At 47.7% G+C, this 23,884-nt stretch carries 22 protein-coding genes; 14 read left to right on the top strand and 8 right to left on the bottom strand.

Features of this window, described 5'->3' with window-relative positions:
- Nucleotides 1-63: 63 nt before the first annotated feature.
- Together GEV47_RS03060 and GEV47_RS03065 are read right to left on the bottom strand one after the other, a co-directional pair.
- Nucleotides 64-1,041: a PP2C family protein-serine/threonine phosphatase gene (locus GEV47_RS03060; protein WP_153233219.1), complete on the bottom strand. Its 978-nt coding sequence runs from the start codon at nt 1,039-1,041 to the stop codon at nt 64-66.
- A 166-nt stretch (nt 1,042-1,207) separates the two neighbouring features.
- Nucleotides 1,208-2,233: a serine/threonine protein kinase gene (locus GEV47_RS03065; RefSeq protein WP_153233220.1), complete on the bottom strand. Its 1,026-nt coding sequence runs from the start codon at nt 2,231-2,233 to the stop codon at nt 1,208-1,210.
- Nucleotides 2,234-2,368: 135 nt separating this feature from the next.
- Here GEV47_RS03065 and GEV47_RS03070 point away from each other — a divergent pair, with 135 nt between their 5' ends.
- Both GEV47_RS03070 and GEV47_RS03075 read left to right on the top strand, forming a co-directional pair.
- Nucleotides 2,369-3,271 (top strand): YicC/YloC family endoribonuclease, encoded by a 903-nt coding sequence (locus GEV47_RS03070; protein ID WP_153233766.1) that lies wholly within the window; start codon nt 2,369-2,371, stop codon nt 3,269-3,271.
- A 245-nt stretch (nt 3,272-3,516) separates the two neighbouring features.
- The gene (locus GEV47_RS03075) at nt 3,517-5,664 is read left to right on the top strand and encodes an ATP-dependent helicase (protein ID WP_153233221.1); all 2,148 of its coding nucleotides are present in this window, start codon (nt 3,517-3,519) and stop codon (nt 5,662-5,664) included.
- Between the two features lie 104 nt (nt 5,665-5,768).
- On the opposite strand, the gene GEV47_RS03080 is transcribed toward GEV47_RS03075, so the two are convergent.
- The 5 genes from GEV47_RS03080 to GEV47_RS03100 form a co-directional block, all read right to left on the bottom strand.
- Nucleotides 5,769-6,806 (bottom strand): OmpA family protein, encoded by a 1,038-nt coding sequence (locus tag GEV47_RS03080; protein WP_153233222.1) that lies wholly within the window; start codon nt 6,804-6,806, stop codon nt 5,769-5,771.
- Between the two features lie 212 nt (nt 6,807-7,018).
- Nucleotides 7,019-7,603 (bottom strand): IMPACT family protein, encoded by a 585-nt coding sequence (locus tag GEV47_RS03085; RefSeq protein ID WP_153233223.1) that lies wholly within the window; start codon nt 7,601-7,603, stop codon nt 7,019-7,021.
- A gap of 3 nt (nt 7,604-7,606) precedes the next feature.
- Nucleotides 7,607-8,074 (bottom strand): lysozyme inhibitor LprI family protein, encoded by a 468-nt coding sequence (locus GEV47_RS03090; RefSeq protein ID WP_194270560.1) that lies wholly within the window; start codon nt 8,072-8,074, stop codon nt 7,607-7,609.
- A 128-nt stretch (nt 8,075-8,202) separates the two neighbouring features.
- Nucleotides 8,203-9,513, bottom strand: a complete 1,311-nt coding sequence (locus GEV47_RS03095) for a homoserine dehydrogenase (protein WP_153233225.1) — start codon at nt 9,511-9,513, stop codon at nt 8,203-8,205.
- A gap of 81 nt (nt 9,514-9,594) precedes the next feature.
- Nucleotides 9,595-10,824: a pyridoxal phosphate-dependent aminotransferase gene (locus tag GEV47_RS03100; protein WP_322741526.1), complete on the bottom strand. Its 1,230-nt coding sequence runs from the start codon at nt 10,822-10,824 to the stop codon at nt 9,595-9,597.
- Nucleotides 10,825-11,174: 350 nt separating this feature from the next.
- Between GEV47_RS03100 and GEV47_RS03105 the strand changes: the two genes are divergently transcribed.
- From GEV47_RS03105 to GEV47_RS03160, 12 genes are all read left to right on the top strand, one after another.
- Nucleotides 11,175-11,609, top strand: a complete 435-nt coding sequence (locus tag GEV47_RS03105; RefSeq protein WP_153233226.1) for an Mth938-like domain-containing protein — start codon at nt 11,175-11,177, stop codon at nt 11,607-11,609.
- Entirely contained in the window at nt 11,602-13,362 is a 1,761-nt protein-coding gene (locus tag GEV47_RS03110) for a glycosyltransferase family 39 protein (protein WP_153233227.1), read from the top strand. The genes GEV47_RS03105 and GEV47_RS03110 overlap by 8 nt, the downstream gene beginning before the upstream one ends.
- 6 nt (nt 13,363-13,368) lie before the next feature.
- The gene (locus tag GEV47_RS03115) at nt 13,369-13,740 is read left to right on the top strand and encodes an EamA family transporter (RefSeq protein WP_153233228.1); all 372 of its coding nucleotides are present in this window, start codon (nt 13,369-13,371) and stop codon (nt 13,738-13,740) included.
- A gap of 71 nt (nt 13,741-13,811) precedes the next feature.
- Nucleotides 13,812-14,951 carry a DegT/DnrJ/EryC1/StrS family aminotransferase gene (locus tag GEV47_RS03120; RefSeq protein WP_153233229.1) on the top strand — a complete coding sequence of 380 codons (1,140 nt, stop codon included), beginning with the start codon at nt 13,812-13,814 and terminating at the stop codon, nt 14,949-14,951.
- Nucleotides 14,952-14,984: 33 nt separating this feature from the next.
- The gene (locus tag GEV47_RS03125) at nt 14,985-15,941 is read left to right on the top strand and encodes a glycosyltransferase (protein WP_153233230.1); all 957 of its coding nucleotides are present in this window, start codon (nt 14,985-14,987) and stop codon (nt 15,939-15,941) included.
- A gap of 10 nt (nt 15,942-15,951) precedes the next feature.
- The gene (locus tag GEV47_RS03130) at nt 15,952-16,884 is read left to right on the top strand and encodes a formyltransferase (protein WP_153233231.1); all 933 of its coding nucleotides are present in this window, start codon (nt 15,952-15,954) and stop codon (nt 16,882-16,884) included.
- 49 nt (nt 16,885-16,933) lie between these two features.
- Nucleotides 16,934-17,995, top strand: coding sequence for a bifunctional UDP-4-keto-pentose/UDP-xylose synthase (locus GEV47_RS03135; protein WP_153233232.1), 1,062 nt, complete (start codon nt 16,934-16,936; stop codon nt 17,993-17,995).
- Between the two features lie 7 nt (nt 17,996-18,002).
- Nucleotides 18,003-18,965: a polysaccharide deacetylase family protein gene (locus tag GEV47_RS03140; RefSeq protein WP_153233233.1), complete on the top strand. Its 963-nt coding sequence runs from the start codon at nt 18,003-18,005 to the stop codon at nt 18,963-18,965.
- Between the two features lie 73 nt (nt 18,966-19,038).
- Complete coding sequence (locus GEV47_RS03145) at nt 19,039-19,557, top strand: peroxiredoxin (RefSeq protein WP_153233234.1); 519 nt, start codon at nt 19,039-19,041, stop codon at nt 19,555-19,557.
- A 301-nt stretch (nt 19,558-19,858) separates the two neighbouring features.
- Nucleotides 19,859-21,589 carry a PhoH family protein gene (locus tag GEV47_RS03150; RefSeq protein WP_153233235.1) on the top strand — a complete coding sequence of 577 codons (1,731 nt, stop codon included), beginning with the start codon at nt 19,859-19,861 and terminating at the stop codon, nt 21,587-21,589.
- Between the two features lie 72 nt (nt 21,590-21,661).
- Nucleotides 21,662-22,477 carry a metallophosphoesterase family protein gene (locus GEV47_RS03155; RefSeq protein WP_322741528.1) on the top strand — a complete coding sequence of 272 codons (816 nt, stop codon included), beginning with the start codon at nt 21,662-21,664 and terminating at the stop codon, nt 22,475-22,477.
- A gap of 85 nt (nt 22,478-22,562) precedes the next feature.
- Nucleotides 22,563-22,754 carry a YqaE/Pmp3 family membrane protein gene (locus tag GEV47_RS03160; RefSeq protein WP_153233236.1) on the top strand — a complete coding sequence of 64 codons (192 nt, stop codon included), beginning with the start codon at nt 22,563-22,565 and terminating at the stop codon, nt 22,752-22,754.
- A gap of 203 nt (nt 22,755-22,957) precedes the next feature.
- On the opposite strand, the gene GEV47_RS03165 is transcribed toward GEV47_RS03160, so the two are convergent.
- Nucleotides 22,958-23,884: an acyltransferase domain-containing protein gene (locus tag GEV47_RS03165; protein WP_153233237.1), complete on the bottom strand. Its 927-nt coding sequence runs from the start codon at nt 23,882-23,884 to the stop codon at nt 22,958-22,960.

Raw genomic sequence — 23,884 nt, forward strand, 5'->3', positions numbered from 1 at the left:
AGAGCCGACAATCTGAGCTTAATGATGGATGAAATACACGAAGCCCATTTCACCTATCTTCAGCTATTTTTTTGTGTAGTCTTGCGCATCGCTTGATTTCAACGCTGCGCCGCTCGGCATAGTGACGTTATTGGATTTTTCAATCGCGCCGCGAATCTCTTCTATCGCCTTCTCTATATCCACATCGTCAAATGCATCAGTCTCGTCGGTGGCCGAAATGCGCGGGGCCTGAATTGTCGTGGTTAAACTGCCAATTGGCAAGGTGTGTGTCGCTATTGATGTCAAAGGATCATCTATATTGCCATTGCTGCCCCACGCCAATGCCAATGCAGTGACATTATCGCTGTGTTTGCCGGCAATACCAACCGCACTCGAAATCAAATCAGGGACCGCACGTACTATCGTATTGCTTTGCAAACGTTGCGCCATCAAATGATCTGGCAACATCGACCACAGTCCGTCCGAACACAGTAACATCACGTCACCGGCCTGCAGGCTGACACGGCGCGAGAGTTCGACCATTGGCATATTGGTCGCGCCCAGACAATTAAATAACTTATTCCGATCAGGATGCGTCGCGCGTTCCGATGGATCGACTTTGCCCTGCGCAATTAAGGTTTCTATCCGCGAGTGATCACGCGTACGCGCCAAAATCTGCCCCTGTCGCATCCAGTACAAACGCGAATCGCCGCAGTGCGCCCAAAACGCACTGTTGTGCTGAATCAGACAGGCAACTACCGTGGTCCTTGGCGTTTCGGCCAGTTTATGCACTTCGTGGAAACGATGAATTTCCATATGAGCAGCAATAAAACTGTCCTCCAAAAACCGTTCTGGTTTTTTGATATAAGGCTGAGCATTTTTTTGGAATAACGCACCGATGGTTTGCATCGCAATATTTGCCGCGATTTCCCCATGCAAATGACCGCCCATGCCATCCGTTAATAACAATAACAACGCATCGCGTGTAAAGCTATAACCCATTCGATCTTGATTGACTTTACGGCCGCCAATGTGGCTTTCTTGATAAACAGAAAATCGCATGCAAATTCTTTAGTTGATATATTAATCGGCGCTTACCAGACTCCTTTCGAAACCGTAGCGAGCGGGTCAAGATTATGCCGACGATGTTAAAACCTTGCAGCCGTACCCAGGTACGGTGAGCATCACAGACGCAATCTTGATTCTCGCAGTAGGTTACAAAAGAAGTCTACTGGGTGTTCTCTTGAATCATCGTATTCAACGGCGCTTCTTGCTTGCGAAGCATGGAGCGGAAATCTAAATGGGTAAAAAACATGCCACGCACTTTGCGTTTCACTTGATCAGTCAGCGTGACCTTTTCTTCTACCACTGGCATCGCTAATGCTCTTTGCAAGGCAAACACACTTTGCGGGCGCTGCATCGGGTCTAACATCAGACTCCAACGCACTACCTGAATTAATTCGGCAGAATAGATACCCTCTAATTTACGCAAATGCCCTTCCATCTTGTCACTGGTTTTACGCTGATCCGCTGGTTGCGGAGGTGCGCCCACCATACAGGCAAAAATCGATGCACCTATACTGTAAATGTCTGTCCACGGCCCCAGATTGCCATTTCTTTCATACAGCTCGATCGGCGCGAAGCCCGGCGTATACATGGGATAAAGCTTAGGTGCATCAGTGCGCAAAGTCTGTCTGGCAGCACCGAAGTCGAGCAAAATCGGCGTGCCGTCAGCACGCAAATAAATATTCGCTGGCTTCAAATCCAGATGTAGCAACTTATGCGTATGCACTTCGCGCAAGCCGTTCATCACATGGCGAAACATCTTGCGGATAAATTTCTCGGATACCAGCGGCTTCTCGCCCTTCTCACGGCGTCGCACAATATGTTCTTGTAGTGAGCGACCAGACTCATACGCCATCACCATGTAGACTGTTTCATTAGCGCGAAAGAAATTCAAGACGCTGACCACATTGGGATGCGTAATATTGGCTAATGCACGGCCCTCTTCAAAAAAACACTTCAGACCGATGCGAAAAGTCGGCAGATTTTCCGGAGGAATCGCAGGTGCCAGCTCGCCCCATTGACGTAATGCCAATGAACTTGGCAAATATTCTTTAATCGCAACCGCATTGCCATCTTCGTCATACGCGAGGTACACAATACTGAAGCCACCGGATGCAATCTTCTTTACAATGCGATATCCCGCAATTTTGAGCCCATCGGGCAATGGGGCATTATTTTGTGCAGCCATACTATTCCTCTAGTTAGGTTTTGCTTTTTGTTTTGCACACTTCAATTAGTGTGAGATTGTCTTGATTATTCATAAAATTGTAAAGAAGAAACAAAAAAGGATCGCATTTTGAACAACTCTCTGACCCCCTTCAGTATGACTGGCTATGCCGTCAATACACGTGAAAGCGCCTTTGGTACGATTACAGTCGAACTGAAAAGCGTCAATTCGCGCTTCCTCGACCTGCAATTTCGCCTCAACGATGACTTGCGCTCGGTAGAGCCGGCGCTGCGCGAGGCAATCATGGCACGGGTAAATCGCGGCAAAGTAGAGTGCCGCCTGAGTTTTGGCCGTAAAGCCGATACCGGTAACAGCCAGGCTCTGAACAGCACCGTCTTGGCCAACTTAATGGATTTACAAAAGACCATAGAAAAACAGTTCACCGATGCCAAACCGCTATCTGTTGGCGAAATATTACGCTGGCCAGGTGTCATCGAAGAAGCCAACATTAGCCAGGAAAGCCTACAAGCTGACGTGATCGCCACATTGGCGACAACACTGGATGCCTTTGTTGAGTCCCGTGCCCGTGAAGGCGCAGCATTGAGCGCGGCCATTGTCAGCCGTATCGACACCATGGAAGCGATCGTTCAACGCATTACACCGCTAGTGCCGCAAGTGATCGCCCAATTCCAGCAAAAAGCCATCACCCGCATGCAAGAAGCGCTGGGATTGGCGCAACAAACAAGCGCAGAGAATGCAAGCCCGGTAGCGTCACGAGAAGAAGTGCTGGATAGAATTCGTCAGGAGGTAACCCTCTATGGCATCCGCATCGACATCGCCGAAGAACTGTCACGCCTGGCGGCACACTTGAGTGAAACTCGCCACATCCTGAAAAAAGGTGGCCAAGTTGGCAAACGTCTCGATTTCATGATGCAAGAACTGAACCGCGAAGCCAACACCGTCGGCTCCAAAGCTGCGATTAAGGAATTGGCTGACGCGTCTATGGAATTGAAGTTATTGATAGATCAGATGCGGGAGCAGGTGCAGAATTTAGAGTGAAATTTGCGGTGACAATCGCCGCAGAACTAAACACGGAACCACCGACCACCTCACCTAACACCATCCAGGGCTGTTCAATGCTCCCTTAATGTCAATTCGTCGTTCCCGCGAACGCGGGAATCCATGTTGCAATTGAAATTGAAAACGTAATTTGGATCCCCGCGTTCGCGAGGACGACGGATTTCTTGACGGGTTTCTTGATTTTGGCGTTGAACAGCCCTGTAACACCACCGGACCTGGTAATAATGAACAACACCAACCCCGTGCGCTTCACACCGCATGGCTTGATTCCCACAGAAGAACAACTCGCCATTCAATTATCTCAACGCAAGGTGACGTTGATTGAGGCAAATGCTGGTGCGGCTAAAACGACCACTTTAGCGCTCAGAATCGGTGAGGCGATTGCGCGTGGCCTGCCGCCTGAAAAGATTCTGGCTCTCACGTTTACGCCGGAAGCGAAAGATGTCATGAAAACGCGGTTGCTGGACCTGGGCATCCCACAAGCAACAATCGCGCTGCTGCGCGTGCACACGTTTGAAGAATTTGCGGAAACAGTACTGCGCAACCTGGAAGAGGATATTCCCCCGCACATTTCGGAGAAAGATCAAAAGCTGGTTGTCCTAGAAGCGATTCGCCGCGTCAGTCAACATTACCTGGGGCAAGTCGACTTTTTAGATATCCGCACCCATAACATCGCTATTAGCCAATTCATTGCATGTCAGTTGCAACTGAAAGCGACGTTGTCGCTAGAAATTGATGTTCAGGATATGGGCTTAGAGGAAATAGCCCGGCAACTCGATGTGCCATTGACTGATTACTTAACAACTCTGGAATATGAAAATATTCGCTTGGGAAATAGCGACGAAATTTTGTTTAGAGGCGCGTTTGATGCAACGTACGATCTTGCACGCAATTTGGTGCTCAACCCTGAAACTCAAAATGCCCTGCCGCATTTTGGCCTAGTCGTTTGTGATGAATTGCACGATTTGAATGAAGCATCGTTTCAAATTTTAGTCGCCCTGCTCGGCATGGATAAACTCTATTTCGTCGGTGCCGGCGATAAGGATCAGGTCATCTATTCAAAGCTTGGTGCAGATGCCATGTTTTTGCGCCACCGCTTCAATGACCTTTTTCCCGGCACCGTGCGTTTACCACTCACCATGACATATCGTCATGGCCCACATTTGGCCTATGCCACAGGCGAGTTTAAAAATAAAAAAGTAGATTCCAATCTGCCGTTGCATACAGAAATCAAACAACTTCATTACGGCGCCAACGATAGTGCAGAAAATGACAGCAGCTGTGCTGATCGCGTTGTGGATGCCATTAACAAATGGAAATCTGAGAAATATCCATTAGACACTTGTGCGATTTTGCTACGCGATCGACATCAGGCTATCGCCATCGAAAACGCATTAGTACATGCAAAGATAGGTTATCGAACGCTTAGCATGCAGAGCTATCTTCAGTGCGACGAAATTCTTTTCTTGCGCGGCATGATCGCCATCGCGCTAGACAATCTATCCACCGTAAAATCAATGGCGGTGCGCAAAGAAATCATCGACTCACTGATACTTTTTGGCGAGCTTGAATACGTCCCCGCGGAAATGGGCTACGACATACGTGATGTATCAGAGGTACCTAGCCTGTTGCGCGGTTTCTTCAGCGGCAGATTTGAACGAGACGCAACCGGAAAAAAGGCAGCGATAGTTGATGCAGTCAACTACATGAAAGAACTCCCGCCAGTAACATCTGCCGCGATTGCCCTTGCCGAGGTGTGTAATCGCATGGATTTAAAAGCAGTCGCCAAGCGTATCTACATTAACCCTTACGATGCCGCCATCGTTTCAAAATCCATTGATGGTTTCATCGAAGCGGCGCAACAATCGAAAAAAAGTTTGCGGGAATTTTCCGAATGGATCACGCTCGTGGATAGTTTTTTCACATCAAGAAAAAGCAAAGATTTGGTCGTACTTGACTGCGTAACCAATGCCAAGGGCAAGGAATTCAATCACGTTATTTTGCCATTCCTGGAAAACGGTGAGTTTCCCAATTTGATGAAAGACCATAAGGAAGAAGAAAATCTGTTCTATGTTGGCATCACACGAGCACAACTACGTCTGACGTTGATTTCACCCAGCGATGGCAACAACCGCAGCGCATTCATTCAACGCATGGCATTGCCGTCTTCTAAAACACAGGCCGATGCAGCGGTCGAACAAAATCAGTCGCGCGCCATCGTGCAACCAACGCGTATTGATCTGGCGGTTGCCTATGCGGATAGAGATATCGTTAAAGCATTAGGCGCACAATGGGATGTGGCGCGCAAAGTCTGGTGGGTGAAGCCCGGATTGGATATTGCGCCATTTAAACAATGGCTTCCTAAGAAGTAATCCGCAACCATCAAGACTTATAGTTTATTTCACATCAATCTATAAAAACAAAATGCCCGACAAACTACATCGGGCATCGTTACTTTGTAAAATTGCGCAGCTGCTTAATTCACCTGTCTTTCAATCGTAATATCTTCCAATTCAACTCGGCGGTTTGGCTCCAGACACTTAATGAGTTCTGCTTTATTTTTCTGATTACACTGAACTACTGGATTGCTTTTTCCTTTGCCAATCGCGGTCAAACGAGATGCATCAACACCGTGACTAACCAGATAAGCTTTCACAGTCTCTGCACGGCGCTGTGACAATCTTAGATTATATTGATCAGAGCCAAGACGATCAGTGTAGCCAGTAATACTGACATTGCCGATTTGATTATTCGATGCCATCACACTGGCAAATTTATCCAGTTCCGGTTGTGGCAAGCGTAACTTGTCACTATCAAAAGCGAACAAACTAGTCGACGACAACGTGATTTTTTCGAAGCGCGGCGCCGGAGGCGGTGGTGGTGCCATCGGGGCCATTACTGGCGCCGCTGCTACGACAGGCGCAGCGGCAGGCATTCTGCCAAAGGTGTACATCAAGCCTATGCCCAACTTCAGTGTGTTAGCTCCACCGCTGTCACGCGTGTTGAAATTGTTATTGCTGCTTAAAAATGCATGTGCAGCGTGGATGTTTGCATCCACGGCCCATTGGTCACTGAATGCATAACGCAAGCCAAGACCAGCGTTCAAGTACGGCGAAGTTTTGGATGCTTCGTAACTATAATAATTGCTTTTATCATATTCAGCCCCACCACCAACTAGTAAATAGGGTTGCCAGGCGCTACGCGAAAACAGGTACAAGGCATCGACGCCCAAGGTATTTTGTTTATAGGTGCCGCCGTCTTTGCTGTAGCGCGAGTAAGTGGTGCCAAGTTGCACATCCCAGTCTGGGGATAATGCTCGGCCAACGCTCAAACCAACACCTGGAGCATTCTTATCTTGGCCATTCAGGAAACCGGTATAGGCATCAAGCAATGTTGCTTGCCCCTCTACATACCAGGATGGGTTGTACGTCATGGTGGAGCTTTGTGCTGAAGCGTTCAAGGCCAAAGTACAGAACAAGGCCAATAGAGCAAGATTCAATTTATTTATCTTCATTATGATCATTCCTTGAGTAACGTTTAAAAACAAGGTATCCACACAAATAAAGCATTATTGAGACCTTGCCATAGTTTCCCAAAATCAATCAAAAATCAAGCATACTATTTCCGACTGCTACATAAAACAGACAGTTAGTCGCCAAAAGCCATGCATTTGAACGATTTTTAATGTTTTTATGTGTTTTTGCTAATGAGGTGATGCATCCCGCATCACAACTTGCTGAATTGGATTTGCCCACGACTGAGATCCGCCAGCATTTGTTGTAAAGCTGGCAGTACGTCATCGGGCACAGCCAAGATCATTTGCGCGCCGTGCGCATCAAAGGTTTCAGACTCAATTAGCGCGTTCAATTCCATCACGCGCGCTTTGAGCACTGGTAATAACGCAAAGCTGCAATGAAAAGTGACGCGTTGCCGTTGGATGATTTCGCAGCGCTCAGCCAACTGCAAACACTTGGCAGCACTGCCACCATATGCACGCGCCAACCCACCTGTGCCTAGTTGTATGCCGCCATACCAGCGAGTAACGACGATGACGCACTGATCCCAGTCTTGCGTTTCTATGGCGGCCAAAATCGGCCGCCCTGCCGTGCCACTGGGTTCGCCCGCATCGCTGAAGCGATATTGTTGACCGCATTTCCATGCCCAGCAATTATGCGAAGCAGTAAGGTCACTGTACTGCGAGATAAAGGCTTGCGCCTCCTCCGCACTGCTAATTGGCGCAGCTTGGGCCAGGAAGCGACTTTTACGAATTTCTTCGCGATATTGGCAAAGAGTGAGAAGAGTTGCTGACAAAAATTATAATCCGCCCGGAATAAATTCTTGTAAATCCTTAGTGCGTTCTTCAGTATGGCTCACCATACAATTTAGATAGGCAATGGAGCGTATCGAGCCGCCAGCGTTGTACGTTTCCAGTGCCCTGCAATCATTTTCACGGAAAGTCAGCCACGCTCTTTGTGCCGTCACCAGCTGTTTTTTGACGAGTGAATATTTAAGATCAGCCTCATCAGGGAGTGACAATTTTTTCAACAGCACTTGATACGCCAGATTCAATTCTTTTTCGGCCTGCGCAAACTGTGTCTTCGAACATTGTTCCATTTCGCCAGTGTTACGTTGCGTGACGCAGGGATCTTCCAATTGCGCCTGCACTTGCTCGCGCGACGGCAATGCTAGCTGCTGATCGTCTTGCATAGCTGGCTTGGGTTGAGTCTCTGACGAGGCATCTGCGAAAGCAAAGATCGGGCAGAACAAACATACAGCGAGCATAACTTTACACATAGGATTACGCATAAATTTCCCTTCTAATTTCAGCCATTTTACTTAGCAAAAGAGGTCGACTTGCGCCAACCTCTTTTTTCAATCAAAGCACGTCGAAAGAACTGGTTTAACGTTCGTTAGTTCAGCTCTTCTAAACGAATTTTAGTAACCTTACCTACTACTGTCGCTAAATTTTCAATTTTAGCGATGGCAGTTTCGACGTTCTTTTCTTGCGTTTTATGCGTCAGCATAATGATATCGGTCTGAGTTTCGCCGTCTGCCGGCTCTTTTTGCAGCATAGCGTCAATAGATATCGATGAATCGGCCAAGATACGCGTGACATCCGCCAGCACACCAGCCTGGTCAGTGACATGCATACGTAAATAATAGCTGGTGGTGATCTCAGCCATCGGTAAAATTTTGGTGTCGGCCATGGCATCTGGTTGGAATGCCAAATGCGGTACGCGATGTTCTGGATCAGCAGTTGCCAAGCGTGTGATATCGACCAAATCAGCGATCACTGCCGAGGCGGTTGGCTCTGCGCCTGCACCTTTGCCGTAATACAGCGTCTCACCCACCGCGTCACCGCGCACCAGTACGGCGTTCATTGCACCTTCTACATTGGCAATCAAACGGCTAGCTGGAATCAACGTTGGATGCACACGCAATTCAATCCCGGCATCAGTGCGCTTGGTAATACCGAGCAGCTTGATACGATAGCCGAGTTGCTCGGCGTAGCGAATATCGGTTGCCTGCAATTTAGTAATACCTTCCACATGCGCTTTGTCGAACTGCACCGGAATACCGAATGCAATAGAAGCCATGATCGTCAATTTATGTGCGGCGTCGACACCTTCAATATCGAAAGTCGGATCAGCTTCGGCATAGCCCAAACGCTGTGCTTCTTTCAGCACAATGTCAAAGTCCAAACCCTTGTCACGCATTTCGGACAAGATGAAATTGGTGGTGCCATTAATGATGCCGGCAATCCATTCGATGCTATTTGCGGTCAAGCCTTCGCGCAGCGCTTTGATGATGGGAATGCCACCAGCGACCGCAGCCTCAAAAGCGACCATCACGTTTTTTTCTTGTGCCGCTTTAAAAATTTCATTGCCGTGGGTAGCGATCAGCGCTTTGTTCGCAGTGACTACGTGCTTGCCATTGGCAATTGCCTTCAAAACTAAATCCTTGGCGATACCATATCCACCTATCAATTCGATGACGATGTCGATGTCTGGATTATTGACGACGAGGTTGGCATCACTGACCACTTCTACTTCATTGTTGGTCAATTCTTTGGCGCGCTCGGTGTTGAGATCAGCCACCATCGTAATTTCAATGCCACGGCCAGCGCGCGCAGCAATTTCTTGCTGGTTACGCTTTAATACGTTAAACGTGCCGGAACCGACAGTGCCTATGCCAAGCAAACCTACTTTGATGGATTTCATGATCTTTACTATCCGTAAATGAATAACAACTAAAGTTAACGCCCTTCACCGGCAAGCAGGAGAGGCAACATGCTATATGAACTAAATCTTACCGTGCCGCTTGCGATAACCTTCCAGGAAGTGCGCAATGCGACCGACTGCTACCGTCAAGTCTTCAGGATTAGGCAAAAACACTAAACGGAAGTGATCCGGGGTCGGGCAGTTAAATCCTGTACCTTGTACGATTAACACTTTCTCTTCCGACAGCAATTGATAAGCAAAATCCTGATCGTCTGCGATCGGATACATCTGTGGATCCAGACGCGGGAACATATAAAGCGCAGCCTTAGGTTTGACGCAAGTCACGCCAGGAATATCGGTCAACAATTTATGTGCAATATCGCGTTGTCGGGTTAAACGGCCGCCAGGCGCAACCAGATCATTAATACTTTGATAGCCGCCCAACGCAGTTTGAATCGCAAACTGACCTGGCGCATTGGCACACAGGCGCATAGAGGCCAATATATTCAAACCTTCAATATAGCCTTTAGCATGTTTCTTCTCGCCCGACACCACCATCCAGCCAGCACGATAACCGCAAGAACGGTAGTTTTTCGACAAGCCATTGAAGGTAACAAACAATACATCATCCGCCAGAGAGGCAATTGAGGTATGCGTTTGGCCGTCGTATAGGACTTTGTCGTAAATTTCATCGGCAAAAACAATCAATTGATGCTCGCGCGCCAAATCAACAATTTGCTGCAACAACGCATCCGGATATAAAGCGCCGGTAGGATTGTTCGGATTAATGACAACTATTGCACGTGTGTTGGCGTTGATCTTGCTTTTGATATCTTCGATATCTGGGAACCAATCGTTCTGCTCGTCACAGATGTAATGACGCGGTGTGCCGCCGGAAAGGCTGACCGCCGCTGTCCACAACGGATAATCCGGCCACGGCACCAATACTTCATCGCCGGTATTGAGCAAGGCATTCATGCTCATTACGATCAGTTCCGACGCGCCATTACCGAGGTAGATATCCTCAATCTTGACGCCTTTGATGTTCTTTTGCTGGGTGTAATGCATCACCGATTTACGTGGCGCAAACATGCCTTTGGAGTCGGTATAGCCAGAAGCGTTGCCCATGTTACGGATCATATCCTGCACGATTTCATCCGGCGGCTCGAAACCGAACACAGCCAGATTGCCAATGTTCAGCTTGATGATCTTATGACCCTCTTCTTCCATCTGGCGCGCTTTTTCAAGCACAGGGCCACGGATGTCATAACATACGTCATCTAGTTTTTTCGATTTCTGAATCGGGCGCACAATGCAATCCTTAGCTGTTAGGGGCGTTTCTTAAATAATGGGCAGAACCAGTCATTCTGCCGAAAGCATAGAGCTTTATCAACCAAATTATCGACTAATTGTCGTGCAAGTTGCATGCAAGCGCGTCGTATGCCCAGTTTTGTATCTCTCAGGCAAAACGCTAATAAATTTCGTCTACACTTAATTTCTATTCAGATATTTATGTAAACACACTTCTGAGCATGCGGAAAACGCTACAATGCAGCACTTTATTTGTCATTTTACGGAAACTGCCGCGCTGATTGTTGTCATAAGCTATTGTTATTAACACATTCAATAAGCAGGCATGCTCGCAATCAGATGAAGAACCTATGAAACTTCACCACACCGCCACCCAACAATACCAAACTGTGACCGCCTATGACGATCATGGTGTGGAAATCAACGCACAGCGCTTTACATTTAGTTTGCTGGTGCTGCCGGAAACCGCTCCCGTGGCGTGGCCTGTGCCTGGCTTTGAACGCTTGCATGCAGAACATTTCGCGCACATCGCCAGTACCAATCCCGACGTCGTGATATTGGGCACTGGATTAAAACAGCGCTTCGTCCACCCTAAGCTCACCACCGTGCTGACCGATCGCCGTATTGGGGTTGAATGCATGGACAATCAAGCTGCTTGTCGCACTTACAATATCTTGATGGCAGAAGGTCGCAAGGTTGCACTGGCACTCATTTTTAACACCGATGTTAACAGCGATGTTGACGCCTCAAACACACAATCAGAGGAAAACTCAAAAGATGCGTGAACTGCATAAATCCAAAACCTTTGTCTGGCTGCTTTTTCTCTTATTTTGCATAATCTGGTTCTATATGCTGGGTGCGCGCACTCTGGTGCCGACCGACGAAGGACGTTATGCCGAAATGGCAAGGGAAATGGTCGCTACAGGCGACTGGATTACTTTGCGCTTAAACGGTATCAAATATTTTGAGAAACCGCCACTGCAAACGTGGATGAATGCACTCACATTCGAGGTTTTTGGTCTGGGTGAGTGGCAAGCCCGCCTATGGACGGGCTTATGTGGCCTATTGGGCGTGGTGCTGGTTGCATTTACTGGTCGCAAAGTATTTTCTGAGCGCGTCGGCTTCTTCGCAGCTCTAGTACTTGGTTCGAGCTTTTTTTGGGCTGGCCTGGGCCATATCAATACGCTCGATATGGGCCTGTCTGGCATGATGACGATCTCGCTGGCCGGATTGTTGCTGGCACAGCGTAGCGATGCAACCAAAACAGAGCAGCGCAATTACATGCTGTTGTGCTGGGCTGGGATGGCGCTGGCGGTCTTGTCAAAAGGCTTGATTGGCATTGTCTTACCGGGCGCTGTACTGGTGCTCTACACGCTATTTTCGCGCGACTGGGGTATCTGGAAGCGTTTGCACTTGATCAAAGGATTGATACTTTTCTTTGTTATCGCGACGCCTTGGTTTGTCCTCATTTCGCTTAAGAATCCGGAATTTCCTTATTTCTTTTTCATCCACGAACACTTCGAACGCTTCACTAGTAAAATCCATCACCGTTACGGTCCGCCTTATTATTTCGTGCCTCTTTTGGTGCTGGGCATCATTCCTTGGCTGGGCGTATTGGTCCAAAGTTTGTGGAATGGCGCGCATGAACGCAGTGCCGACTCCGGCTTTCAGCCGAAAAAGATGCTGTTGATCTGGACGTTGTTCATCTTCTTCTTTTTCAGCATTTCTGACTCCAAACTGCCGTCATACATTTTGCCGATTTTTCCATCACTGGCATTGCTGATCGCTTGCCACTTGGACAAAGCATCGAACAAAGCGATTAATGCTTCTGCCTGGTTACTCTTAATTCCGGGCGTAATCGGCATGGCGCTGGCATGGAAAATCCCAACACTAGCCAAAGATGCATTTTCAAAACCATTGATGGAAGCGCATGTACCTTGGGTATTTGCAGCCTCAGTGATTGCCACTATTGGCGCAATTGCGGCATTGATGTTGTCGCGCCGTCAAAAAGAATGGGCGATCGTTGCCCTTGCTGTCAGCGGCTTCATTGGTGGTCAGGCCCTGATGTATGGCCATGACGCGCAAGGACGCTACTCTGCTGGTGTTGACCTCCTCCCTGCCATCAAAGCAGAGTTGACACCGGATACGCAATTATTCGTGGTCGGCAAATATGAACAATCATTGCCATTTTATCTACGCCGGACCATGACCATGGTGCAGCATATGGATGAACTGGAATTCGGTCTCAAGCAAGAGCCGCAATTGTGGATTCCTACCATAGCTGGGTTCGTCACAAAATGGACTGAGGATCAGGCTGCCGGTAAAAAAGACATGGCCATCATCCGCCCGGAAAATTACGCGGAGTTAAAACAGCAAGGTGTGCCTATGCGAGTGATTGCACAAGACCCACGCCGTGTGGTGGTGGTGAATAACAACATCACGCCTGTTGTGCCAGCCAACACAAACAAAGCCACTGAAGCACCAGGAACAGCCTCTACCGACGAAGCTACCCCTGCACCAGCACCGTCAGCTTATTGAGGACACATGAACATCACCGCTTTTATTTTTCTTTTTACAGGTATTTGTTTAAACGCAGCCGCACAGTTGTTTTTGAAAGCCGGAACCAATGCCGTTGGCGTTATCAGTCTGACGCCGCAAAACTGGTTTGCCACTGGCATCAAACTGGTGAGCCAATTGCCGATACTTGCCGGTCTGGCCTGTTATGCAATTTCACTCATCGTCTGGATCATTGGTCTGTCGCGCGTAGATGTAACGATTGCTTATCCAATGCTGTCGCTGGGCTACATTATCAGCGCTGTCGGCGCCTGGTATTTTCTGGGTGAAGCGGTATCGCTACAACGTTTGCTCGCGATAGCGATCATTATTGTTGGTGTAGCATTATTGGCGCGTAGCTAATCACTCAATGCGGCGAGTCTAATTGCGCTTTAGACTCCGCTTTACTTACGATATTTTTTGGACAAGATCTCATGAGCCAACTACCATTTTTACCATTTTCCAAACCTACCATTGACGAAGCCACCATTGCCGCTGTAAGTGATGTATTACGTTCCGGCTGGATTACCAGCGGTCCTAAAGTACAGGCCTTTGAACAGCAGTTATCAGAGTACTTTGGCGGTCGTCCGGTACGTACTTTTAACTCCGGCACCTGCACGATGGAAATTGCCTTGCGCATAGCCGGCATCGGTGTTGGCGATGAAGTGATCACCACACCCATTTCATGGGTCGCCACCGCCAATGTCATCATCGAAACCGGTGCTACACCAGTATTTGCTGACATTGATCCGGTTACCCGCAATATCGATCTGGATAAAGTAGAGGCAGCGATTACGCCACGCACGAAAGCGATTATTCCGGTGTACTTGTCTGGCTTACCGGTCGACATGGACAGGTTATACGCCATCGCCAAAAAGCATAATTTACGCATCGTCGAAGATGCGGCGCAAGCAATTGGCTCTACCTGGAAAAACCAACGCATTGGTGCTTTTGGCGATTTTGGCTCATTTAGTTTTCAAGCCAATAAAAACATCACCTGCTCCGAAGGCGGTTGCCTGGTGTTGAACAATGCTGATGAAGCGCGATTAGCAGAAAAATATCGCCTCCAAGGTGTCACTCGCACCGGATTTGATGGGCTGGATGTTGATGTCTTAGGTGGAAAATTTAACATGACCGATGTAGCAGCCGCCATCGGCCTTGGACAATTTGCGCACATAGAAGCCATTACCGCACATCGCAAAAAACTGGCGCAACATTATTTTGCTTGTTTAGGCAGTGATTTTGAACAAAAATATGGCGCGCAATTGCCAGTGCCTGATTTTGAAAATAGTAACTGGCATATGTTCCAATTGGTACTGCCTGAACGCAAAGATGGTCGCCCTGCCCGCGCCACATTCATGGAACAAATGCAAGAACGCGGCATCGGCATTGGTTATCATTATCCCGCTATCCATTTGCTGAAAATGTATCGTGAACGCGGCTTCAAAGAAGGCATGTTCCCGATTGCAGAAAAAGTAGGACGCTTGATTGTTACATTGCCGATGTTTAATGTAATGACCACCAGCGATGTCGAGCGTGCTGTAGACGCGGTAAAATCGGTACTCGCGCACTAAAACCGCAACAACAATTATATTTTTCTAAGACTCATGAAACCAGAACTGAGCGTTGTTATCCCGGTTTATAACGAAGAATCCGGTCTCGCCAAATTATTCGCGCGCCTGTATCCGGCATTGGATGCATTGGGCAAGACGTATGAAATCGTATTCGTCAATGATGGCAGCCGTGATGCCTCGGCTGCGATTCTTGCGGATCAATTTCGACTCCGCCCGGACGTTACGCGTGTAGTGTTATTTAGCGGGAATTTTGGCCAACACATGGCTATCCTGGCCGGCTTTGAAGCTAGCCGTGGGGATATCGTCGTAACACTGGACGCTGACTTACAGAATCCACCGGAAGAAATCGGCAATCTCATCGCCAAAGTGCATGAAGGTTACGATTACGTTGGCTCCATTCGCCGCGAACGACAAGATTCTGCCTGGCGCACTATTGCTTCTAAAGCAATGAATCTTTTGCGCGAAAAAGTTACCCATATCAAGATGACCGACCAAGGCAATATGTTGCGCGCTTATAGCCGCAATGTGGTTGATATGATTAATCAATGCAAAGAAGTGAATACCTTCGTGCCGGCGTTGGCCTACACTTTTTCACGCAAACCAACTGAGATTATTGTGGAGCATGAAGAGCGCTCTGCAGGCGAATCCAAGTATTCATTTTATAGCTTGATCCGTCTCAATTTCGATCTGATAACCGGCTTCTCCTTGGTCCCATTACAGATTTTTTCGCTTGCGGGCGGCTTGTTAGCCTTCGCTTCTGCCGCATTATTTATCGGGATGTTAATACGTCGCTTTATAGTGGGTGCAGAGGTACAAGGTGTTTTCACACTGTTTGCGATCAATTTTTTCTTGATTGGCGTACTACTATTTGGAATCGGTTTAGTCGGCGAATATGTTGGTCGCATTTATCAGCAAGTACGCGCACGTCCGCGCTATGTGGTCCAAGCGACATTAGAGCAGTCATCTGCCGAAGATAAAGATGCATCGTGAGAATCATGTTATGAGTGACACAATCAAAACCGCCGTCGTATTCGCTTATCACAATGTTGGTGTGCGCTGTCTGAAAGTCCTGCTGGCGCGTGGAGTTGATGTCAAATTGGTGATTACCCATGAAGACAATCCGCAAGAAACGATTTGGTTCGAGTCGGTAGCTGCGCTTTGCCTTGAGCATGGCATTCCGACGATAGCGCCAAACGATCCGCGCATACCCGAATTGTTATCGCAAGTTGCAACGCTGCAGCCCGACTTTATTTTCAGCTTCTATTACCGTCATATGCTGCCGGTCAATTTGCTGGCGCTAGCTAAACATGGCGCTTACAACATGCATGGTTCCTTACTGCCTAAATACCGCGGTCGCGTACCTATCAATTGGGCGGTACTGCATGGTGAAACAGAAACCGGCGCAACTTTGCATGAAATGGCCGCTAAACCAGATGCCGGTGCCATCGTTGCCCAAACATCAGTGCCGATTTTGCCCGACGATACTGCGCATGAAGTATTTGGCAAAGTAGTGGTGGCGGCAGAACAGACGCTTTGGCGCGTATTACCGGCGATGCTGGCTGGGCAAACGCCACAACTTCCCAATGACCTTTCACAAGGTAGTTATTTTGGAGGCCGCAAGCCAGAGGATGGACAAATCAATTGGCAACAATCGGCACAACAGGTATATAACCTATATCGCGCCGTCGCGCCGCCCTACCCGGGCGCATGGACTGTTATCAACCAACAAACATTCGTGATTGAAAATGCGCGTTTGCTAAATAGTGATACATTAAATCTGCTATCAAATTTGCCTATCGGCTTAGCAGTAGTGGATAATTGCATTTTCGGCGTTTGCGGCGACGGTCACGCGCTGTTGATTCACCAACTTACATCTGATGGAAAATCTGTTTCTGCAGCGATGCTGCAAGCGATTCTCCAGCAAAAACAGTAAATAATATTCATTAAATAATATTTAGCAATACTTACCAAGAAGAATACATATGAAAAAAGTCCTCATCCTCGGCGTTAACGGTTTCATCGGTCATCATTTATCCAAACGGATTCTGGAAACCACCGATTGGCACGTCTACGGCATGGACATGATGACTGATCGCATCACTGATTTGTTAGAAAATGAAGAATACAAATCACGCATGCATTTCTTTGAAGGTGATATCACCATCAATAAAGAATGGGTCGAATATCATGTTAAAAAATGTGATGTGATTTTGCCGCTGGTAGCAATTGCGACGCCATCGACTTACGTCACCAATCCGCTGCGCGTATTTGAGCTGGACTTTGAAGCCAATCTGCCTATCGTGCGCTCAGCCGCAAAATATGGCAAACATTTGGTTTTCCCGTCGACATCTGAAGTCTATGGCATGTGTCACGACGAAGAATTTGATTCTGAAGAATCCGAATTGATCTGCGGCCCAATCAACAAACCACGCTGGATTTATTCTTGCGCCAAACAACTGATGGATCGCGTGATCTGGGGTTATGGCATGGAAGAAAAAGATAAACTCAACTTTACCTTATTCCGTCCGTTTAACTGGATTGGCGCTGGCCTGGATTCTATCCATACGCCAAAAGAAGGTAGTTCACGCGTTGTGACACAATTCTTTGGTCACATTGTTCGCGGCGAAAACATTTCGTTAGTCGATGGCGGTCAACAAAAGCGCGCCTTCACACACATCGGCGATGGCATTGATGCTCTGATGAAAATCATCGACAACAAAGACGGTGTCGCAAGCGGCAAAATCTACAACATTGGTAATCCAGTCAATAATTATTCGATCCGTGACTTGGCCGATATGATGTTGAAATTGGCTGCGACTTATCCGGAATATGCTGATTCTGCGAAAAAAGTACAAATCGTCGAAACGACTTCTACCGCGTATTACGGTAAAGGCTATCAAGACGTGCAAAATCGCGTTCCAAAAATCACCAATACCTGTGATGAACTCAATTGGAAACCGACCACTACTATGGGCGAAACCTTGCGCAATATCTTTGATGCTTACCGTACCCATGTAGCGGAAGCACGTGGATTGATGGATTAAAACTAACTTGCCTCTATTAACTCTTAAAATCGATGCCGACACTTATCGCGGCACACGTGAAGGCGTACCTAATCTGGTACGTCTTCTGACAAAATATCAAGCACGTGCGACATTTTTATTTTCGCTCGGACCTGACCACACCGGCTGGGCATTGAAACAAGTGTTTCGCCCCGGCTTCTTCAGTAAAGTTTCCCGCACTTCTGTAGTCGAACATTACGGTCTCAAAACCTTGATGTACGGTGTTTTATTGCCGGCGCCCGATATAGGAAAAACCTGCGCCAGTTACATGCAAGCGGTGCAAACGGCGGGCTTTGAGTGCGGCATCCACACCTGGGATCATCGTGTCTGGCAGGATCACGTCAGACAACGAGATGCGGCATGGACGCAAGCCACCATGCAACGCGCATTTGACCGCTTCAAACATGTCTTTGGCGTAGCCCCAAGAACTCACGGCGCAGCTGGCTGGCAAATGAATCCTTTTGCATTTGAACAGCTAGAAACGTTCAACATCGCCTACTCGTCCGATGGCCGTGCCATGTTGACAGATGCGGGTGATTTGGCCGATCCTGCTGCTGGCCCGCATCGTTTAAGTGTCAATGGCAAAACCCTGCAGTGCATACAGTTGCCAACCACGTTACCGACTTTGGATGAGTTACTTGGCCGCAGCTTCAATGGTACGGAATTAGATGCATCCAACATCGCTGCGCATATATTGAAGCTGACCGCCGAGCCACGGGATCACGTATTTACCTTGCATGCCGAGCTTGAAGGTCAAAAACTTGCCCCCATATTCGAGCAGTTGCTACAAGGTTGGCGTGCTCAAGGCTACGATCTGGTATCAATGGAAGATTACTACCAACAGGTAAAAAATCAGACCTTACCAACCTTACCGCTGACATGGGCTGAATTGCCAGGGCGTTCTGGGGAAATGATAATGCAACCTATCAATAACTCGACTTGTGGTTCCTGAGTTACTGATTGCTCTATAGGTGTGATCAAGCAGCTGCTTGGTCTTACTTAACATTTTTCTGCACTAGCAATACATGAATAATTGCGTCAGCATTTTCCAAGAACAGGATAATAAAGTGGCAGAACAACCATCCATACTTAATAAGACAGTACCTGAGTTTTCCGCTGCAATGACTGGCGATCAGACGTTTACCCTATCAAATTATCAAGGTAAAAATCTGGTGCTCTACTTTTACCCTAAAGACAATACGCCAGGCTGCACTACCGAAGGCATTCAATTTCGCGATTTGTATCCAGAATTTCAACAGCACAATACCCATTTGTTCGGCATTAGCCGTGATAGCTTGCGTTCGCATGAGAATTTCAAGGCCAAGCTAGAAATGCCTTTCGATTTAATTTCCGATCCTGACGAAACGCTATGCAACATGTTCAATGTCATGAAGATGAAAAATATGTATGGTAAGCAAGTGCGCGGTATAGAACGCAGCACATTTGTGATTGACGGCAATGGTAAATTGGTGAAAGAATGGCGTGGAGTGAAAGTCCCTGGACACGTTGCTGATGTGCTGGAATTTGTGAAAACACTTGCTTAACGATTTACTTGATTTACTTAAATTCCTTGCTTAACCCTTGGATAGCAACCTGAATTGAATAACGCACTCTTAGCAAAGCCGTTTGAGAACAAGGCCTTAGGCCTTCTCAAGCGGCTTTTTACTTTTCAATTTGTAATTTGATCAGTGTTGGAGGATTTTCAATGATTAAATTGATATAAATCTTTTTTATTTTTTTACGCTTCATTTTCACGCTAGACTGATCACGGATGGACTGGTTCGTGCCATTATCAAAACGGACTATTTTTAATCACTGAAGCGTCACCACTAAAGCGAGGTTTTTATGCCATTACCAAAAGTACCAACCAAACCCGCTGCCCTATTATCCGTTGCGGATTACCCAAAAGCAGAGGCTGGCAAAGCCGTTAAACCCCATATCGCCGCAGTCGAACCCATCGCTCGTGTTACATCCATTAGCGCGGCTCCACAAGCGCGGAATAAAATTAAACCCGTTGAAGCCACACCATTGCCCGTTGTTGCGCGCATAGTTGAAGCGCGTCAAACGGACAAAACATCCAAGTCCAAATCGAAAACTGCGGCAGAACAAGCCAGCAAACCAACCGAAACACGCTCTAAATCCAGTACCAGTCGTGCTGCTGACAAATCGGGGGTCACCAAATTATTTGTACTCGACACCAATGTATTGATGCACGACCCAACATCGCTGTTCCGCTTTGAAGAACACGATATTTATTTGCCTATGGTGACGTTGGAGGAACTCGACAACCATAAAAAAGGAATGTCAGAAGTGGCGCGCAATGCGCGTCAAGTATCACGTTCACTGGATGCATTAGTGAGCAACGTTGCAGATCATGAAATCGATCAAGGCATCCTGTTGTCCAAGCTCGGCAACAAAGATGCTAAAGGCCGCTTGTTCTTCCAGACCAAACTGCAAAATGCGGCATTACCTGAAGGCCTGCCGGTCGGTAAAGCGGACAATCAAATTCTAGGTGTCGTTCGCGGGCTCGAAATTGAGACACCGGATCGCCCTGTGGTGCTGGTGTCCAAAGACATCAACATGCGGATCAAGGCCCGCGCAATGGGCTTGCCAGCAGAAGATTATTTCAATGACCATGTGCTGGAAGATACCGATTTGCTGTATTCAGGCATACAGCAATTACCGGATGACTTCTGGGTCAAACACGGCAAAGGCATCGAATCCTGGCAAGAAAATAAATTTGGTACAGGTTATACGTTTTACCGCCTGACCGGACCATTAGTGCCTTCACTACTGGTGAACCAGTTCGTTTTCATCGAACCTAAAAATGGTGAACCTGCATTCTATGGCCAAGTAGCGCAAATCAATGGCAAGACTGCAGTACTACAAACGCTGCGTGATTATGCCCATACCAAAAACAGTGTATGGGGAGTTACCGCACGCAATCGCGAGCAAAATTTTGCCTTGAATCTGTTAATGAATCCGGACTGTGACTTTGTCACTTTGCTGGGGCAAGCAGGCACTGGTAAAACTTTGCTGGCATTGGCAGCAGGATTGGCACAAGTCTTGGAAACCAAAACCTATAACGAAATCATCGTCACCCGTGTCACCGTACCGGTCGGCGAAGATATCGGCTTCTTGCCAGGTACGGAAGAAGAAAAAATGGGACCATGGATGGGTGCCTTCGACGACAATCTGGAAGTGTTGAACAAATCCGATTCTGATGCTGGTGAATGGGGACGTGCTGCAACGCAAGATCTGATCCGTTCTCGCATCAAGATCAAGTCGCTCAACTTCATGCGCGGCCGTACTTTCGTCAATAAATTTTTGATCATCGACGAAGCACAAAACTTGACGCCGAAACAAATGAAAACTCTGGTTACTCGTGCTGGCCCTGGAACCAAAATCATTTGCTTAGGAAACATCGCGCAGATTGATACGCCTTACCTGACTGAAGGATCAAGCGGATTAACTTATGTGGTCGACCGTTTCAAAGGCTGGTCGCATAGTGGTCATGTGACGTTGGCACGTGGCGAGCGTTCACGATTGGCAGATCATGCTAGCGATGTGCTTTGATTTTTATGCTGATTATCCGCATTAATATTATGTAATTTTTTTGTAAATTTGCCTTAAATACACGGAGTAAGCGTGATTCAATATAATTGGATCACGCTTATTTTTTTTCGACGATCAAAAGTATTTTGGACAATACAAATGAAAATCGCAGTGCTTTCGGACATACACGGCAATATCTGGGCATTGGAGGCTGTGCTTGCTGATATCAAAAAACAAGGTGTCGATTTAATCGTTAATGCTGGCGATATTCTCTCCGGTTGTTTAGAGCCTGCCGCCACCGCTGATGTATTAATTTCGTTGAATTTACCTACCATTGCAGGTAATCACGAACGACAATTGCTCGCCAGGTGCCATCATGTAACAACTGCCGACGAACAAAAAAACGCCGATCAATTTGCCTTCGATCATACGACTTCAACGCATCAAACCTGGTTAAGCTTACTACCGCCGACATTAGAAATTACTACTGATATTTTCATGTGCCACGGAACGCCCTCCTCCGATCACACTTATTTTCTAGAGGAAGTAGATGAACATGGCAGTCGCCTCGCGAGTGCGAATAGAATTGCGTTTTTTGCTGAGGGAATACAACACAGTTTAATCATTTGCGGGCACTCCCATAAACCACGCACTCATGCACTTTCCAATGAAAGACTCGTGGTTAATCCGGGCAGTGTAGGCCTGCAAGCTTACGATGACGATCACCCCTATTACCACACCATTGAAAATGGCAGCCCACATGCACGATATGCGATCTGCGAACAAAACAAAAATAGCTGGGATATTCAACATCGTTGCGTTACTTACGCGCATGAAAAAGCAGCTGCAACAGCAAAACGAAATGGATCAGAAAGCTGGGCGAGATGGATCACAACTGGCCGGGCATGAAAAAAGCCAAGTAAAATGCGAATCGCCCTTAGTCGTGCGGCTCTTTATTACCAACCTAAATCTTCGTTAAATCTGGATATTAAATATGAGATTACTAATTGCTTTTATCTTGCCTTGGCTAACGTTCTTCACCATAGGCCGGCCTTTTGCCGGCATTTTTTGCCTCATCTTGCAAATCACATTAGTAGGCTGGATTCCAGCAACAATCTGGGCTGTATATGCTTTAAGCCAATACAAGACGGATCAAAAAATTGAAAAGGCGTTAAGAAAAACTTGACCTCGATCTAGATCTTTTCGAACAAAAGAAAGTGTATTTATAAAACAAAAATGCTCCGATAAATGGAGCATTTTTTCGCTACAAACGACTTGCGGTGCCGCAAGTAGAGAGCACTTAACAATTGGTCGTCAAGCGAATAGTTATCCAGTAAAAATAAACGTTTGATCCGCATCGCATCGCAGAAATGTTAATCCTTTGGAAGCTCATAAACGTTCCAGCCAGTTGAGCACGCCTTGCAAAGTCCGAAATTCACTCACGGAACGACACGCGATGTGTGGATGACGTGCCTGCAGCATGCGCGAAAGCGCCGCGCCGGGGCCCAGTTCCAGCGCCGCCGTAATCCGATGTTCGGCGCAGGCATCCATGCACGCGTTCCAATGTATCGTTTGCGCTATTTGACTAGACAAAACAGATACGGCTTGCTCCTTTTTTGTCACGATTTCGCCGGACAAACCTGACAGTACGGGCAGCTGCGGATCGCAGCATAACTGCGTTCGCAGTTCTTCCGCAAATGGCGCGACTGCTGCGTTCATCAGTGGCGTGTGTGACGCCACCGTTACCGGCAGCACGTTTATCCGGCCGCCGAGCCGAATAATGTCGTCGGTGATAATGCGGAGATCGTGATAATAACCACCGACGATACAGCTATCGACATCGATCTCGATCGCCACATAAAGCTGCAACGGCGCGACCAAGGTGGCCACGGCGCAGACCTCGATACCGCTGACGGCAAATAGTACCTGGCGCGGCGATTGCTGCGCACAGACATCCATCAGATTAGCACGCAACGCCGCTAACCTGATAGCCGGCTGTGGAGCAACTACGCCGGCTATGGCATGGGCAGCGAGCTCGCCTATGCTGTAACCAGCCACCAATTCAGGTATCGGCACAAAATCTTTGAGCGCCGACCAGGCCGCCAGCGACGCCGCCACAATCAGCGGCTGCGCGAGGCGATTGGAAAACAATAGGGAGTCGTCAGTCAAGATCCGCGTCAGTGGTTGTCCGAGATCGGCCTCCGATAACCATTGATCCGGCAACGCAGCAGTGCGCGGATCGGCGCGCAGCAGGTCGAACATCGCCGAATGCTGGCCGCCTTGCCCCGGGCACAGAATTGCCAGACGCGGCATCAT

This window comes from Glaciimonas soli (genome assembly GCF_009497155.1).
Taxonomy (GTDB): domain Bacteria; phylum Pseudomonadota; class Gammaproteobacteria; order Burkholderiales; family Burkholderiaceae_D; genus Glaciimonas; species Glaciimonas soli.

Bases quoted from the DNA above. Each gene is read 5' to 3' on its own strand.
- GEV47_RS03060 (WP_153233219.1), bottom strand. From the start codon at position 1,041: ATGCGATTTTCTGTTTATCAAGAAAGCCACATTGGCGGCCGTAAAGTC.
- GEV47_RS03065 (WP_153233220.1), bottom strand. From the start codon at position 2,233: ATGGCTGCACAAAATAATGCCCCATTGCCCGATGGGCTCAAAATTGCG.
- GEV47_RS03070 (WP_153233766.1), top strand. From the start codon at position 2,369: ATGACTGGCTATGCCGTCAATACACGTGAAAGCGCCTTTGGTACGATT.
- GEV47_RS03075 (WP_153233221.1), top strand. From the start codon at position 3,517: ATGAACAACACCAACCCCGTGCGCTTCACACCGCATGGCTTGATTCCC.
- GEV47_RS03080 (WP_153233222.1), bottom strand. From the start codon at position 6,806: ATGAAGATAAATAAATTGAATCTTGCTCTATTGGCCTTGTTCTGTACT.
- GEV47_RS03090 (WP_194270560.1), bottom strand. From the start codon at position 8,074: ATGCTCGCTGTATGTTTGTTCTGCCCGATCTTTGCTTTCGCAGATGCC.
- GEV47_RS03095 (WP_153233225.1), bottom strand. From the start codon at position 9,513: ATGAAATCCATCAAAGTAGGTTTGCTTGGCATAGGCACTGTCGGTTCC.
- GEV47_RS03105 (WP_153233226.1), top strand. From the start codon at position 11,175: ATGAAACTTCACCACACCGCCACCCAACAATACCAAACTGTGACCGCC.
- GEV47_RS03110 (WP_153233227.1), top strand. From the start codon at position 11,602: ATGCGTGAACTGCATAAATCCAAAACCTTTGTCTGGCTGCTTTTTCTC.
- GEV47_RS03115 (WP_153233228.1), top strand. From the start codon at position 13,369: ATGAACATCACCGCTTTTATTTTTCTTTTTACAGGTATTTGTTTAAAC.
- GEV47_RS03120 (WP_153233229.1), top strand. From the start codon at position 13,812: ATGAGCCAACTACCATTTTTACCATTTTCCAAACCTACCATTGACGAA.
- GEV47_RS03125 (WP_153233230.1), top strand. From the start codon at position 14,985: ATGAAACCAGAACTGAGCGTTGTTATCCCGGTTTATAACGAAGAATCC.
- GEV47_RS03130 (WP_153233231.1), top strand. From the start codon at position 15,952: ATGAGTGACACAATCAAAACCGCCGTCGTATTCGCTTATCACAATGTT.
- GEV47_RS03135 (WP_153233232.1), top strand. From the start codon at position 16,934: ATGAAAAAAGTCCTCATCCTCGGCGTTAACGGTTTCATCGGTCATCAT.
- GEV47_RS03145 (WP_153233234.1), top strand. From the start codon at position 19,039: ATGAATAATTGCGTCAGCATTTTCCAAGAACAGGATAATAAAGTGGCA.
- GEV47_RS03150 (WP_153233235.1), top strand. From the start codon at position 19,859: ATGCCATTACCAAAAGTACCAACCAAACCCGCTGCCCTATTATCCGTT.
- GEV47_RS03160 (WP_153233236.1), top strand. From the start codon at position 22,563: ATGAGATTACTAATTGCTTTTATCTTGCCTTGGCTAACGTTCTTCACC.
- GEV47_RS03165 (WP_153233237.1), bottom strand. From the start codon at position 23,884: ATGATGCCGCGTCTGGCAATTCTGTGCCCGGGGCAAGGCGGCCAGCAT.